Origin of the sequence: Halalkalibacter hemicellulosilyticusJCM 9152 (assembly GCF_000513115.1) — a bacterium.
Classification (GTDB): domain Bacteria; phylum Bacillota; class Bacilli; order Bacillales; family Bacillaceae_D; genus Halalkalibacter; species Halalkalibacter hemicellulosilyticus.
In genome coordinates, this window is the sequence record NZ_BAUU01000001.1 from 1 (window position 1) to 14209 (window position 14209).

The following is a 14209-nucleotide window of genomic DNA, read 5'->3' on the forward strand; positions in this document are numbered from 1 at the left end:
TCTAGTTCAGGAGTTGTAAACAAAGCATATTCAATAGGTCAAGTGGCGGGAAGCAGTAGAGTTGGTGGGGTCGTTAACACAGGAAATAATTTTGTGAACATCGAGAACAGCTTTTACTCGGATGAAGAGGCTGACAATGGTATTGGCACATTAAAATCAATGAGTGAATTGCAAGATATTCTGACTTATACCGATGTTGATGTTGAAGGACTTGATGAACCGTGGGATTTTGATTTGATTTGGAATATCGATTCGACAGTGAATGATGGGTATCCGTATATTCTTACAACGCTAGATTTAACTTATGATGCCAACGGTGCGGAGGATGGCTGGTTAGCAGATACGCAAGAGTATACGTATCCTAAATACAAAGATATAACCGTACAAGGCGAAGATGGTTTGACTAAGAGAGGCTATACGTTTGTCGGCTGGAACACCGAAGCGGATGGAAGCGGTGAAACGTATAGAGAGGGTGATACATTTAGCCTCGGGATAGAAGGTGTGACGTTATACGCGCAGTGGTCTGTTAACCAATATGAGTTGCGTTATGATGGGAACGGGCATGATGAAGGAAGTGCGCCGGAAACGGAAGAAGTGACGTATGGAAGCGCAGTGGTGGTAGCTGATCCTCATACGTTGAGCCGAACGGGCTATACGTTTGTTGGTTGGAACACCGAAGCGGAGGGGAGTGGTGAAACGTATAGAGAGGGTGACACGTTCATCCAAGGTGCAGGAAATGTGACGTTCTATGCGCAGTGGTCTGTAAATCACTACGAGTTGCGTTATGACGGGAACGGACAAGAGGGGGGAAGTGCTCCAGAAGCGGAATTTGTTGCGTATGGAAGTGAAGTGGAGGTATCGAATTCTCAAACGTTAAGTCGGACCGGTTATACGTTTGTTGGCTGGAACACGGAAGCTGATGGAAGTGGTGAAGTCTATAACGAGGGTGACACGTATACTCAAGGAATAGGAAATGTGACGTTCTATGCGCAGTGGTCTGTAAATCACTACGAGCTGCGATATGACGGGAACGGGCAAGATGGGGGAAGTGCGCCAGAAGCGGTATCTGTTGCGTATGGAAGTGAAGTGGAGGTATCGGATTCTCAAACGTTAAGCCGGACCGGTTATACGTTTGTTGGCTGGAACACGGAAGCCGATGGAAGTGGTGAAGTCTATAACGAGGGTGACACGTTTACTCAAGGAATAGGAGATGTGACGTTCTATGCGCAGTGGTCTGTAAATGACTATGAGCTGCGATATGATGGCAATGGGCAAGATGGAGGAAATGCGCCAGAAGCGGAATCTATTGCGTATGGAAGTGAAGTAGTGGTATCGGATTCTCATACATTAAGTCGAACGGGTTATACGTTTGTCGGCTGGAATATGGAAGCGACGGAAGTGGCGAATTCTATAGTGAGGGAGATGCATTTACTCAAGATGCAGGGGATGTGACGTTCTATGCACAGTGGTCGGTTAATCAATATGAATTGCGTTATGAAGGAAACGGTGAGGATGGAGGAAATGCGCCAGAAGCGGAATCCGTTGCGTATGGAAGTGAAGTAACGGTATCGGATTCTCATACATTAAGTCGAACGGGCTATACGTTTGTCGGCTGGAATACGGAAGCCGACGGGAGTGGCGAATTCTATAGTGAGGGAGATGCATTTACCCAAGATGCAGGGGATGTGACGTTCTATGCACAGTGGTCGGTTAATCAATATGAATTGCGTTATGAAGGAAACGGTAAGGATGGAGGAAGTGTGCCGGAAGCGGAATCTGTTGTGTATGGAAGTGAAGTTGAGGTAGCTGATCGTCATACATTAAGCCGAACGGGTTACACCTTTGTTGGCTGGAACACGGAAGCCGACGGAAGTGGCGAATTCTATAGTGAGGGCGATACATTTACCCTAGGTGCAGGGGATCTGACGTTCTATGCGCAGTGGTCAGTAATCCAGTATAAGTTGCGATATGAAGGGAACGGACAAGATGAAGGAAGTGCCCCAGCAACGAAAGAAGTGACGTATGGAAGTGAAACTACGGTAGCTGATTCACATACGTTAAGCCGAATGGGCTATACCTTCGTTGGCTGGAACACAGAAGCTGACGGAAGTGGTACTACTTTTAATCCTGGTGATACCTTTCGTATGGAGGGCGAATCTATTACCTTGCATGCGCAATGGGGAAGCAACAATGCTTTATTAAGCGAGTTAGTCATTAGTGATGGGTTATTAAGCCCTGTATTTGAAGCTGAACGGACTCATTATACGGTGGAGGTTGGACATCACGTGGAATCGATCACCTTTACACCGAGTCTTCAAGATGAACGTTCAACAATAGAAATAAATGGAAACGAGATAGTGAGCGGGCAACCATCAAGTCATTTCTCATTAGATGAAAGAATGAATACTATATTAATTGAAATCACGTCTGAGGATGGCTCAACAATGGCGTACACAGTCGATGTGCTAAGAAGAGTGCCGATCGAAACCGCCCAACTGACTAGAACAATTGATTACGTTATAATGGATGATGAGTCCATTCGAATGCTCGATAATGATGGAATTCTCATTGTTACCTTGAAAGATGAGCTAGATGATGTAATTGAAGTAAGATTTACTCAAAGTCAAGTACAGCAGTTGCAGGAAAAAGCAGTGTTTGTTCAAGTCGTTAAGGAAGATGTATCTCTGCAAATTCCATTTGTGAATTTTGATCAAGAGAAAGATTTAAATCTAACTTTACAAAAAAAGGATCAAAAGCTAGATGAATTCGTTCATGCTGCCCGAGCAGCCAGTTCGATTTATCAATTTAATATTTTTCAGGATGGGGAATGGATTAGTGTATTTGATCACGAGATAGAATTATCCTTTGCAGTGAATAGCGATGGAATGAACCGAGAGGAACTTCAAGTATATTACTATAATCCTGATATTCAGGAATGGGAATTGATTGGTGGAAGTTACAGCAATGGTTACATTCAAGCAAATACAAATCATTTCAGTACATTTGCTGTTTTTCACTTAAGTGATTTTGAAGAGTTTATAAGTGAAGATGAGCCTAAAGAGATCGTACGAGACGTGAAACCTGATGATGAAGAAGTCATAGAAGAAGATCAGATGCTAGAAGAAAACGATGAAGGTGAATCTTTACCGACAACGGCTACACCGTCATACAACAAAATGATGATGGGCGTTATGCTGTTGATAGCAGGTATGATCATGCTCTTATCGTACCGGCGTTATAGGGCTAAAGGAATGAGGAATTAAATAAGATTGATTAAGGGCATACTGCACAATGTGCGGTATAGCTCTTTTTTTGTGGAAAATACAAATTCCATATGTGTAAAACCCAAAAGATCGAACCCTAGGGTGATAGTGTTCATAATTAATCCAAGTATGTTAATAATTTTGTCGTTGAATATCATGAGTTTTCTAATGTTGCCACTCCAAGTGCTAAATTGGCCCAAAGGATTTTTTCTACCTTTTCAATTTGATCCTTACTACAGTTGACAACTAGAATGACTTCAGATGTTTTCCCCCTAATTTGTCTTTTCCTTTTATGGACCACTTTAAAAAGGATGTAGTCAATTATAAAGCCAAGAATAAATCCGCTTGCCGCACCAATTAAGCCCCAATAAATGGGTCCCCACTCAAGGGTAAAGCCGATACTCGCTCCTATAACAGAAAAAGCAGTACCGATAGCTGCTCCCTTATCAAAAAGGCTGACACCATCGGCGCGATGTAGAGTATCCAATAATTTCCGTTGCTCCACACGATTATCAAGAGGTACAGCTAATATGGATTCTTTATCAATCCCCATCTGCTCTAATTCCGTTATGCATAATTCTAAATAAGTAGAATGCTCATATGTTGAAAATACTTGCAAAACTATACACCTCACGTTCCCTTAGCCATTTTCACTCGGAATTGTTGATAATTCAATTTTAAATATTTTCGTTGCTCACTTTCAAACAGTTTGTTATTTTCAACCGTATTTACATAGGAATCATAGATAGAAAATCCTATGTGGGAAGGAATAAACAGTAACCACTGAGGATCAAGAACTTGTGTGGCATGAGCTATTTCTCCTAGGAAAAGGTGGTGAACAGCAACGAGAAGGTTCGAAAAATAAACAAAAACTATCGTAAAACTAGTTGTAAATAAAGCTGTTATCACCCGATGAATATAAAGTTGTCCGAGTCCAGGTGTAAATAGTGACCATAGTATAGCCATTAGGGGTCTCCTTTTGTCTAAGTAATTAACTTCCAAAGCCCCTATACTGTAGGTACTAAAATTAGCGTTTTCTCGTTCAGCTAGTATAAATACCTTATTCATATCAACGGTCGTTCGGTAGCTATCCCAAATGGCGAATAAGTAAACAGGAATATAGAACAAAAACCATTTTGGATCAAGAACCTCTTTTGCCATATCAATGTTTCCGTTAAATGAATAGACGATAGAAAGGTTTAAGTTGGTCATGTTATTAATGAGAATTTCCCAGATAAATAAAGTATACCCTCTAATATATTTTGATAAAAGGAGGTGACCGAAACCTGGAAAGGCTGCTGACCACCAAGCTATAATATAAGGGTTGCGTAAATGCAACTGTGTTGTTCCAAATACATTTACATATGCTTTATATCTTCGATCATGATTTGTTGGTTTGAAATTATTCACATTAGATCCCTCATTAAGTGAGTTATAAAACTTTTTTGAGTAGTATTAGCTATTTATTAGTGATTTATGATAAAGCTAATACACACGTGAAAGCTTTCGAGATAAGTTAATATAAAGTCTTGAATCTCGTAGTAAAGATGAGAAAGCAATGTTTTTACTTTTAGAATTAGGCAGAAGAAGTGGATAAGAATAGTTATAAAAGTTCTTCTTATTTAAAGGCTACTTGACGATTACACATAATGGGTACGCATTTCTATCATTAAGTTGACTAGACACTATTTGGTGTCATATAATAAATCAGACACCATTTGGTATCGTATCAGGAGGGAGCGCTTTGAACAAAACAAATGAAAAACGAGATGTATTTGTAGCGATTGCAGATCCGACAAGGCGTAAATTAATACGGATATTGGCAAATACCGATGAGCTACCTTTACATGAACTGACTCCTCACTTTCAGATGGGGCGTACAGCCGTCTCAAAGCATTTAATGATCCTAAGAGAAGCCAATTTAGTAACAAATCGCAAAGCAGGTAGAGAAACGAAGTATCGATTGAATCCAGAGCCTTTGCAAGAAGTGCGAGACTGGTTGTCCTTTTATGAACAATTTTGGCGTGAACGAGCTGCAATACTTAAAAATATGTTGGAGGAATGAGGAATGGCAGAGATATCGTTAAATTTTCAATTTAAAAGTCCGATTAACAAAGTGTGGAAAGCATTAACGCAATCTACAACACTTGCACAATGGGTGATGGAAAACAATTTTAAACCGATCGTCGGATATAAGTGTCAGTTTTGGAATAAGGAAATTGATTTAGTCGTGGATTGTGAAGTGTTAGCTGTTGATGAGCCCCATACCTTATCTTATACGTGGATAGGAGGCTCAATCGATACTGTCGTAACGTGGACCTTAACAGAAGACGGTGACACTACGTATGTGCACCTTGACCATACTGGATTTGATGAAAAAGGCCAAGCGTATAACGGTGCGAAATACGGCTGGTCTTACAAAGTAGAAGAGCTTCAAAAGGTGTTAGGAGAAAAATCAACTCCTGACGAGGGAGGACATAGTCTAACAGATTTCACAGAATTTCTACAAGGCATTGATCATGGGGCGCATAGGGAAAGAACGGAACAATTATTTAGTTGGATTACGGAAAAATATCCGAAATTAGAAACAGTGACCAAATGGAATCAACCGATGTTTACGGATCATAGTACGTTTATTATTGGATTTAGTGTGTCAAAAAAGCATTTAGCTGTTGCTCCTGAACAGGTAGCGATTCAACATGTCGAAGAGGACATACGAAAAGCGGGGTATGAATATACAAAAGAGCTGATTCGAATTCCTTGGAATCGTGAAGTTGATTATGATCTATTGGACAAAATAATTGATTTTAATATTTGGGACAAAGCAAATTGTACGACATTTTGGAGGAAGTAAATGAACCTTATTGACTTATTGAAAAGGAGTGAATGAGATGGCGTTTTTTCAAGATATGGTATCTATCTTTAAAAAAAGAGAGCTGCCTTTTATCGAAAGTGTTCAAGAAACAGAAGGTGTTTATACGTTTCGTTTTAAAAAGAAAGAGGATGTCACTTGGAAGGCAGGGCAACATGGCTTATTTACGATCACACATCAGAAAATCAAAGATCACACGCGCCCTTTTACAATCGCATCGATCCCTAAGGAGAATATGATTCAACTGACGATGAATGTGAGCGATCAACCGAGTGAATTTAAGAAAGCGATGCTGTCATTAGAAAATGGAGATACGATTAAAATGGCTGGTCCTGTTGGTTCCTTTTATCTTAAAGAGGATACGCCTACAGTTCTCATAGCTGGAGGAATTGGTATTACCCCATTTCGTTCGATGATCAAACAAATTGAAGCAGATAATCGTAGTCGTACACAAATTCAATTGCTGTATTTGGAAAGCACTAAAGCCCATCTCTTTCAAGAGGAATTAGATGATCTTGCTAAAAAAACATCCGTTCAAGTAACCTATCTTGATCAAAGAGATGATTTAAACAAGGCATTGGACATGTGTATAAGCGAATATTCGAATAATGGACATTTCTTCGTTGCCGGACCGAAATCAATGGTAGCAGCGACAACGACTTACTTACAGAAAAAGAATATACGTAAGCGACATATTAAAAAGGATACTTTTTATGGGTATTAGTAGCTGTTAAATAGGTTTTCAGAGGAGAGAGATTCGCATAAATAGAAAATCATTTTTCAACATAGAAAAACTTTTTTCTTTTCTTGCTCATCCTTGTTGCTGTGCTTTGTGTTGCATTATTCGTGTGGACGTATCAACTTGACTGGATCGCTATACTTTTGTTTATATTAGGAGCTTTATGTATCATGATTGAGATAATGATGCTAGTATAGTTTTTAAATTAAGAGGCAACGGTTTCTCACATTGCTTAAAGACGCTGAAAAAGTTATAAACCAAACTTTTTCAGTGTCTTTGGTGAATAAGAACACCTGTTTATAAAAAGAAAACAATCATTTTATACAGAAATAATATAACAAATGTCGAAATAATTGATGTTGTCGCTTGTTTAGAAGCTTGCTTGATTGCAAATGTAGTACCCATTTCTTTTCCGATCGTCCATATTGTGACTAAACATGCTGATAATGTCGAAGCTAAATACACAATGATAAATAATTCAACCGTTGAAATCGCTGAAACGAATTCACCGCCACCTTGATTAAATAAAAGAATACCATCTTTTCGAATGATGGAGAACAGCAACCCCACACTAGCATCAACAGGAATAGATAAGAAGGATAAGACCGGCTCTACCCATAATAATAATTTAGCAATAATTCCTAACCCATTTAAGATCGAAGCGATGATACATATAATGAAAAAGACTGGCATAGCTTGAAGGAAAAATTGAGATGCTGCTCCTTTTATTTTATGAAAGAATTGCTTTAAGCTCCCTCTGTTTAGTTGTGATGTAGGTATGAAGTAATCCTCGTATTCATTAGAAGATGGGTACCAAATTCTCGTATGTAATGCACCTACGATTAGTAAAACGAACAAGTACGGAATAAAAAGCCAAGGTTTCCCCCCGACACTAAAAATCGAAAGAGTCGCCCCAATTTGATAGCTACATGCTGATCCAAAGGATATCATCGATATGCACTGTTTTCTTGAACAAGCATGACAGGATTTCGTTTGAAGCACAGCGACAACATTACAACCATATCCCGTTAATATAGGATGAAATCTCTTCCGCTCAATCCGATTTTTCGCAAGATCGGGGTCATGTCACTTGTAATGGTATCCTTTAAGCCCATTTCTTCAGTGAAAGCGATACTTGCTCCAACGAATAAAACGACAGGAAATGCCCATAAGAACGAATACAGTCCTAGAGTCAGTAAGCCGAAGTCCCCTACTACCACTTGAGCGATGAGATACGGCACCTGAGAGAATAATTGTTCAAAGCGTTCAATGACGACTCGTTCGAACATTGGCTCTACTGAACTTGCGAGTAAGTAAGCAGCATAGACCGGAAATCCGTAAATGCTCATGACTAAAAGTAAAGAAAGCATTGCTCTTCCATTATTAAACGGAAGCTTTGGAAGTTTCATTGTTCTTTTATTGAAAGAATACGAAGACGTTTCTTTTCTTGTTTCGCTCATAGCACCACTGTCTCCTTACTTCATACTAAAATTAAATGAAAGAGAGAAAAAGTAACCTAGCATTGACATGAATTGTCGCAGCAAGAAAGATCATCAAGTAGCATATTTGATCGACGGTATTCCTCAAATACCTTTTCATTTAATTCCATGCCGAGCTGTTTACCGATTTCTCTCGCTACAACCGCAAAGCGTTGGCGAAATTTATAAATGAAGCAAAAGATCACGTCTTTATGTCGTACTTGTGGACCGATTAGAAATAGTCCTTCGGAAACTGTTGATTCGTCTGCTTCCGTTAATTCAATCATGTTGTTTTCATCATAATAGAAGTGCTCAATAATTAAAGATAGGCTACTTCTAAAGCCGGTTGCCAATATAGGACGTGAAGAGCTAAATATGACTTCACCGCTTTCCAAAGAAATGAGGTAGCCTTCTTCGGTTTGTTCAACACGATTGACGGTACAGTTCCCTTTTAAGGTTAGTGCTTCATCATCTATTACTTCATTCAGACGATCAAAGGTGAATGGTGATAATGCAATGCTTGGGTCGGGGTTATCATCTTCCCATACGGTCCCTTTAGATAAGACGGTTACCTTCTTTCCATAATGAATGAGGTTGATGGCGGCATCGATAGCACTTTCATAACCACCGATAACGATCACCTCATCGTCTTCAATATCGCCCCATGAAGCAACGCTACTAGTATGTAGGCACAGTTTTCCACCAGGGAATCCATTGTTATGAGGGTATTGAAACTCTCCACAAGCCCATACGACAAATTTTGCTTTATAGTCGCCATTGTGCGTTTCAATTGAAAAGCCGTCCTCTAGCTTATTTACTCCTGTTACATCGACTCCAAATTTTATCGGGAGTTCAAAATGTTGTGCAACAGCCTCTAAATAATCGGCATATTCTTCACCGTTTAAATGCTCGGTTTGAAACGTGTAGCCAGGTGAAGTCGAGGGTACAATTGCATTTAAATCAAGAAGCCCAAATCCATGTCCTGGGAATGAGGGAGTTAATAATCGTGTTTCCTCTGGCCACCTCCTGAATGAGCTCCCAACTGCATCACGTTCTAAAATGAGGAAATTTTTCAGTCCCATTTGTTTAAATAGTGCCCCTAATCCTATCCCAGCAGGTCCAGCTCCAACGATGATAACGTCATAATAAAGTTTACGATTCAATGTAATCCCCCTCCTCGATAAAACGTAACTATTACGATTTATCACGTAATATTATTCTCTACTTTTGTTACTTTGTCAATCTAAAGCATGGTAATCAAGGTCATAATAGAAATTCTCTTAACCATGCAAATGATAAAAGTAACTGGTGGTAAGAAAATTGGGGAATTTAATCCTTGACAACTGAGTTGGTGATGCATATGATAATGGTAAGTCAGTACTGACATTAATAAAAGGATGGTAGTGTATGGTTTCGAGTAGAAAAAAGGCAACTTCTGAAAAGATAATGGATGCAGCAATTGAACTATTCTCGAATAATGGATTTGATGGTGTTACGACAGAAGCAATTGCAACCGAAGCTGGTTTTAGTGAAAAAACGTTGTTTCGTCATTTCAAAAGTAAGCAAAATTTATTGGAGCAGGCCATTGACCGCTACCATTATGCTGATGAAATGCGCAAGATTTTTAATCATGAGTTAAGCTGGAATATAGAGGATGATTTATGGTTGATTTGTGAGAATTACCATAGAATTATGTACCGTAACCGTAAGATGCTACGTGTCATTATGAAGGTTGGAAAAAATCTTCCCGAACTGCATCAGTATGCTCACCGGCATCCGAAAGCTTTACAGGAATTCTTAACTGACTATTTTATAGAAATGAAAAATCAACAAAAATTATATGCCTTCGATCCAGAAAAGGTTTCGATTACTTTTTTGTATATGAATTTTGGCTTAGCACATGGAAGAATGAATGAGGATTCTGACTTTTCTGATGAAGAGTTTAAAGAGTTATTAAAAGAGAGTGTGGATCTTTTTACTAGGGGAATCACTCCCTAATTATTAAAGGGAGTGGATGATTTAGAGACGAGAGCGTTAGCTTATAAAAAACAAATCATGTCTTTTGTCTCTTGTTTCTAAGTTAGCAACTCTATTTTTTTATTAATAAATGTCAGTCAGTACAGACTTTCAATAAGGAGAGATGAAATGGAAACTACATTGAAAAAACGTAATGGTACATTGTTAATTGTCGTGATGTTAACGTTAACCCTGTCTTCTATGAGTATTTTGCTTTTTAATTTCGTTCTTCCATTAATTCGGGAAGAATTTCAACTTACGAGCTCTCAGGTGAGTTGGGTTACTACTTCATATACGCTAATATATGGAATTGGCACAGCGATTTATGGGAAATTGGCCGATCGATATCAATTAAAGTATTTGTTGACATTTGGATTAGTAATATTTAGTTTAGCTTCTTTACTTGGCTTCTTTTCAACTTCCTATTGGTTGCTACTTGTTGCAAGGTGCATGCAGGCTATCGGAGCAGCGTCTATTCCTGCAGCAGCAACACTTATTCCGATTCGCTATTACCCAGTGGAAGAACGAGGAAAAGCAATGGCAACTGTATTTACTGGTCTTTCATTAGGAAGTGTACTCGGTCCGATCACTTCAGCGCTCGTTGTTAGTGTATTGGATTGGCGCTGGTTGTTTGTTATTCCGATGTTATTAGTGTTTACCTTACCAATTTATTTGAAGCTTCTTGGAGATGAGCAGGTGGTGAAAACAAGGATTGATTGGTTAGGCGGTGCATTGTTGGCATTAGGCGTAGCGCAAATCTTACTAGCGGCCACGATCCATATCATGTGGTTGATCGGAGGGGCGGTTGCGCTCATCCTTTTTATCGCTCGGATACGTCATGCTAAAGATCCATTCGTACAACCGAAGCTTTTCCAAAATCGGGAGTATCGGTTTTATCTTATTCTAGCTTTTATTGTAACAGGAATTGGTTATTCGTTAATTTTTACAATTCCTTTATTTCTGGCAGAGGTACACACTCTTCAAGCGAGCATTATTGGTTTGGTTATGGTGCCTGCTGCAGCAGTTACGGCTCTGCTTAATCGGCAAGGTGGTAAGTTAGCGGATAAAAAGGGTCCAACCGTTCTATTTTTTACTGCTACGAGTTTAATGTGTTTGTGCTTTTTATTATTGTCCACCTTTATTGGCGCAAGTGTTTGGATGATCGCTGGTGTTCTTATATTTGGGTATTTAGGTCAATCGTTCATGGCGATTGTAATGTCAAGGGGGATTTCGTTGACATTACCTGCAAAGCACTCCGGCATTGGTATGGGGTTGTTAATGATGCAAAACTTTATTGTTGGTTCGATTGCAATTGGGATTTATAGTAGGGTCATTGATCTTGAAACGAGCCGTTCATGGAATCCATTGTCACCTCATTTGTCAGGTTCTGTTTTCAGTAATCTCTATCTTACTTTGGCTATTTTATGTGTAACGGTATTTATGGTCTACTACTTTCGTTTGCGAAGTATTCCTAAAAAAAGTTTACATGAATTTGAAGGTTAACAGTTGATAGCTTTGTATTCAATGGTGAAAGGAGGTGATTATATGAAACTAAGCCATTTGAATTTAACGGTTAATGATGTGGATACGACAAGAGCGTTTTTGGAAACTTATTTTCATATGAAGTGCGTTAGTCCTTCTGGAAAAGGATTTGCCGTCATGTATGACGACGATCAGTTTGTCTTGACTTTAATGCAGGGGAAAGATGTTCAGTATCCTAAAACCTTTCATATCGGATTCCCTCAAGAGAGTAGAGAAGACGTAGATTACATTAATCAGCGCTTGAAAGAGGATGGTTATCAAGTCGGTTCTCCAATAGAATCTCATGGGTACACGTTTTACGTTAGAGCTCCAGGTGGATTTACTGTTGAGGTGATTAAAAGAAAGGGGAAATAAGAAGCGTAGACATTGTTGTACGCTAAATGTAGAAGGTATTAAACGTAGAGCGTCGACTTCGTACGATCGACGCTTCTTTTTCAACGTGGAGCATTGGATTCGCTCGTCACTCGTTTTTCTGAAAGAACCCCACTTTCAAAATGCTTATCCCTGTTGTAACGGCTCTACACAATGCCAATAAGAAAGAGTGCTATTATTAAATACTCGGATGCTCCTGCTCTCTCAAGTCCTCCTTTTCGATTTGAATCGTACTATGTTCAATGTGAAGCTTCGTCCTTATATAATCGTTCGCTTGTAACAAGATGTCATGATGCTTTTCTGAATAGGAAGGCTCAATGATCAGGTGTGCTGTTAAGCTATTGATGCCAGATGTGATCGTCCATACGTGTAGATCATGGATATTGATGACACCTTCTATTTGAAGTAAGGCATTCTCAACCTCTTCTAAATGGATATTTGTCGGTGTGCCCTCCAGTAGGACATGAATCGTTTCTTTTAATAAGGAAATGGCTGTCAAAAAAATCATGATGGCAATGATGATGCTTAGTATTGGATCGGCTATATACCATCCAGTAAAGTAAATAATGACACCTGCAACGATGGCAGCAACAGAGCCTAAGGCATCACTTAGTACATGCAAATAGGCACCTCGCATATTAAGGTTATCTTTCACATCCCCTCGCATTAGAGCAAGCATAGCTCCGATATTAGCTATAAGGCCAATGAATGCAATGACGATCATCGCTCCTCCCATTACTTCTTGAGGCGCCATGAACCTGTCAATCGCTTCTCGTATAATAAATACGGAAATGATTAATAAAGCGACACTGTTCAATAGAGCAGCTAAGACTTCATATCGGTGGTTTCCAAACGTACGTTTTCGAGTTGCCGCTTTTGCAGCAAGAATAATAGCTACTAAGCTGATCAACAAATTAGAGAAGTCATTAAACATATGAACAGCATCAGCTAAAAGCGCTAAGCTCCCTGTCCAAAGACCACCGATAAATTGAATAAACATCCAACTACCGATGATCGCCATTGCGACCTTTAAATTTCTTTTATTCATATGTCCAGTATGATGGTGGTGATGGTGATGTCCCATTATTATCTCTCCTTATTTTTATTATCTATATATGAACATATATTCATATAATAGGTATCAATGATTGATTGTCCTAAAAAGCACTATTTCATAAAGGAATGACCCCTTTTTAATCGTGATTGGAGTGTTCGATGGTCTTTTCGAGGATTTCCATGACATGCTCATCTTCGGGAGAATAGTAAATAGATGTTCCGACACGTCGAGACTTAACAAGCCGTAAATTCTTAAGAAACCGTAGCTGATGTGAAACGGTCGATTGTCCTAGAGATAACTGTTCTACAATTTCTCCAACTGAGCATTCCTTTACAGATAATAAATGCAAAATTCTTATACGAGTAGGGTCTCCGAGAGCCTTAAACGTTTGTGAGACGATAAATAGTGTTTCTTCATCAAGGTCAATTTGATGTGGCATTGTTGCAACTCCTTATAAATATGATCATATGTTCATGTTAACATAATTATGGATGGTAAGCTAGATCGATTTTAATAAATTTATAAGTTAAATAAGATCGATGAGAGTAATATGAAATTTTTTTTAGGGTTATGAATAGATTGTCAATCTTATTAATCAATCATTCTTAGAATCAAAACAGGTTTTAGTTGAATTTATAAAAAATGATTGACAAAAAATGAAAGGAGGAGTAATTTAATTTGTGTAAAAATCAAAACACACGCTTGCCTTTTAATCGCTTAATCTGTTTTAGAGCGGGGGAACCATTGTTAGGTGGTGAATGCCACCTTTGGGGTGAATCTTACTAAGTAAGAGGGGATACTCTCAGTCCCTAATCCGTCAGCTAACCTCGTCAGCGTTATTATTTTGGAGAGAAAGGTCTTAAATGGAGA

At 39.0% G+C, this 14209-nt stretch carries 15 protein-coding genes, 1 pseudogene and 1 riboswitch; of the genes and pseudogenes, 9 read left to right on the forward strand and 7 right to left on the reverse strand.

What is annotated here, in order from left to right; all coding sequences use genetic code 11:
* Together JCM9152_RS00005 and JCM9152_RS21140 are read left to right on the forward strand one after the other, a co-directional pair.
* A partial coding sequence (locus JCM9152_RS00005) for an InlB B-repeat-containing protein (protein WP_035339585.1) occupies positions 1–1452 on the forward strand: 1452 nt, incomplete at its 5' end.
* Positions 1449–3263 carry an InlB B-repeat-containing protein gene (locus JCM9152_RS21140; RefSeq protein WP_052015407.1) on the forward strand — a complete coding sequence of 605 codons (1815 nt, stop codon included), beginning with the start codon at positions 1449–1451 and terminating at the stop codon, positions 3261–3263. The genes JCM9152_RS00005 and JCM9152_RS21140, both read left to right, overlap by 4 nt.
* Positions 3264–3417: 154 nt before the next feature.
* On the opposite strand, the gene JCM9152_RS00015 is transcribed toward JCM9152_RS21140, so the two are convergent.
* Both JCM9152_RS00015 and JCM9152_RS00020 read right to left on the reverse strand, forming a co-directional pair.
* Positions 3418–3882 carry a hypothetical protein gene (locus JCM9152_RS00015; RefSeq protein WP_035339587.1) on the reverse strand — a complete coding sequence of 155 codons (465 nt, stop codon included), beginning with the start codon at positions 3880–3882 and terminating at the stop codon, positions 3418–3420.
* Positions 3883–3893: 11 nt separating this feature from the next.
* Complete coding sequence (locus JCM9152_RS00020) at positions 3894–4673, reverse strand: hypothetical protein (RefSeq protein WP_035339589.1); 780 nt, start codon at positions 4671–4673, stop codon at positions 3894–3896.
* Between the two features lie 334 nt (positions 4674–5007).
* Here JCM9152_RS00020 and JCM9152_RS00025 point away from each other — a divergent pair, with 334 nt between their 5' ends.
* The 4 genes and pseudogenes from JCM9152_RS00025 (at position 5008) to JCM9152_RS00040 (ending at position 6859) form a co-directional block, all read left to right on the forward strand.
* Positions 5008–5328: an ArsR/SmtB family transcription factor gene (locus JCM9152_RS00025; RefSeq protein ID WP_035339592.1), complete on the forward strand. Its 321-nt coding sequence runs from the start codon at positions 5008–5010 to the stop codon at positions 5326–5328.
* Positions 5329–5331: 3 nt separating this feature from the next.
* Positions 5332–5697: pseudogene (locus JCM9152_RS23595) on the forward strand (SRPBCC family protein); the annotation flags it as partial.
* A gap of 6 nt (positions 5698–5703) precedes the next feature.
* Positions 5704–6117: an iron chaperone gene (locus JCM9152_RS00035; protein ID WP_052015442.1), complete on the forward strand. Its 414-nt coding sequence runs from the start codon at positions 5704–5706 to the stop codon at positions 6115–6117.
* A 37-nt stretch (positions 6118–6154) separates the two neighbouring features.
* Positions 6155–6859: an FAD-dependent oxidoreductase gene (locus tag JCM9152_RS00040; protein WP_035339593.1), complete on the forward strand. Its 705-nt coding sequence runs from the start codon at positions 6155–6157 to the stop codon at positions 6857–6859.
* A gap of 312 nt (positions 6860–7171) precedes the next feature.
* Here JCM9152_RS00040 and JCM9152_RS00045 read toward each other — a convergent pair whose 3' ends face one another.
* The 3 genes from JCM9152_RS00045 to JCM9152_RS00050 all read right to left on the reverse strand — a co-directional run bounded on the left by JCM9152_RS00045 (position 7172) and on the right by JCM9152_RS00050 (position 9515).
* The gene (locus JCM9152_RS00045) at positions 7172–7825 is read right to left on the reverse strand and encodes a hypothetical protein (protein WP_052015408.1); all 654 of its coding nucleotides are present in this window, start codon (positions 7823–7825) and stop codon (positions 7172–7174) included.
* Between the two features lie 77 nt (positions 7826–7902).
* Entirely contained in the window at positions 7903–8334 is a 432-nt protein-coding gene (locus JCM9152_RS21145; RefSeq protein WP_052015410.1) for a hypothetical protein, read from the reverse strand.
* Between the two features lie 56 nt (positions 8335–8390).
* Entirely contained in the window at positions 8391–9515 is a 1125-nt protein-coding gene (locus JCM9152_RS00050; RefSeq protein ID WP_035339594.1) for an NAD(P)/FAD-dependent oxidoreductase, read from the reverse strand.
* Between the two features lie 244 nt (positions 9516–9759).
* Here JCM9152_RS00050 and JCM9152_RS00055 point away from each other — a divergent pair, with 244 nt between their 5' ends.
* The 3 genes from JCM9152_RS00055 to JCM9152_RS00065 all read left to right on the forward strand — a co-directional run bounded on the left by JCM9152_RS00055 (position 9760) and on the right by JCM9152_RS00065 (position 12264).
* Entirely contained in the window at positions 9760–10350 is a 591-nt protein-coding gene (locus tag JCM9152_RS00055; RefSeq protein ID WP_035339596.1) for a TetR/AcrR family transcriptional regulator, read from the forward strand.
* 147 nt (positions 10351–10497) lie between these two features.
* Positions 10498–11871, forward strand: coding sequence for an MFS transporter (locus tag JCM9152_RS00060; protein ID WP_035339598.1), 1374 nt, complete (start codon positions 10498–10500; stop codon positions 11869–11871).
* 42 nt (positions 11872–11913) lie between these two features.
* Entirely contained in the window at positions 11914–12264 is a 351-nt protein-coding gene (locus tag JCM9152_RS00065) for a VOC family protein (protein WP_035339600.1), read from the forward strand.
* A gap of 196 nt (positions 12265–12460) precedes the next feature.
* Here the strand turns inward: JCM9152_RS00065 and JCM9152_RS00070 are convergent, their stop codons facing one another.
* Entirely contained in the window at positions 12461–13366 is a 906-nt protein-coding gene (locus tag JCM9152_RS00070) for a cation diffusion facilitator family transporter (RefSeq protein WP_035339602.1), read from the reverse strand.
* A gap of 109 nt (positions 13367–13475) precedes the next feature.
* A complete protein-coding gene (locus JCM9152_RS00075; protein ID WP_035339604.1) occupies positions 13476–13778 on the reverse strand; it encodes an ArsR/SmtB family transcription factor in 303 nt (100 codons plus the stop codon).
* Between the two features lie 265 nt (positions 13779–14043).
* A riboswitch (cyclic di-AMP (ydaO/yuaA leader) is annotated at positions 14044–14191 on the forward strand.
* Positions 14192–14209 lie beyond the last annotated feature (18 nt).

Excerpts from the sequence above, each read along its gene's own strand:
- JCM9152_RS00040 (WP_035339593.1), top strand. The coding sequence starts at position 6,155 with ATGGCGTTTTTTCAAGATATGGTATCTATCTTTAAAAAAAGAGAGCTG.
- JCM9152_RS00045 (WP_052015408.1), bottom strand. The coding sequence starts at position 7,825 with ATGATATCCTTTGGATCAGCATGTAGCTATCAAATTGGGGCGACTCTT.
- JCM9152_RS21145 (WP_052015410.1), bottom strand. The coding sequence starts at position 8,334 with ATGAGCGAAACAAGAAAAGAAACGTCTTCGTATTCTTTCAATAAAAGA.
- JCM9152_RS00055 (WP_035339596.1), top strand. The coding sequence starts at position 9,760 with ATGGTTTCGAGTAGAAAAAAGGCAACTTCTGAAAAGATAATGGATGCA.
- JCM9152_RS00060 (WP_035339598.1), top strand. The coding sequence starts at position 10,498 with ATGGAAACTACATTGAAAAAACGTAATGGTACATTGTTAATTGTCGTG.
- JCM9152_RS00065 (WP_035339600.1), top strand. The coding sequence starts at position 11,914 with ATGAAACTAAGCCATTTGAATTTAACGGTTAATGATGTGGATACGACA.
- JCM9152_RS00070 (WP_035339602.1), bottom strand. The coding sequence starts at position 13,366 with ATGGGACATCACCATCACCACCATCATACTGGACATATGAATAAAAGA.
- JCM9152_RS00075 (WP_035339604.1), bottom strand. The coding sequence starts at position 13,778 with ATGCCACATCAAATTGACCTTGATGAAGAAACACTATTTATCGTCTCA.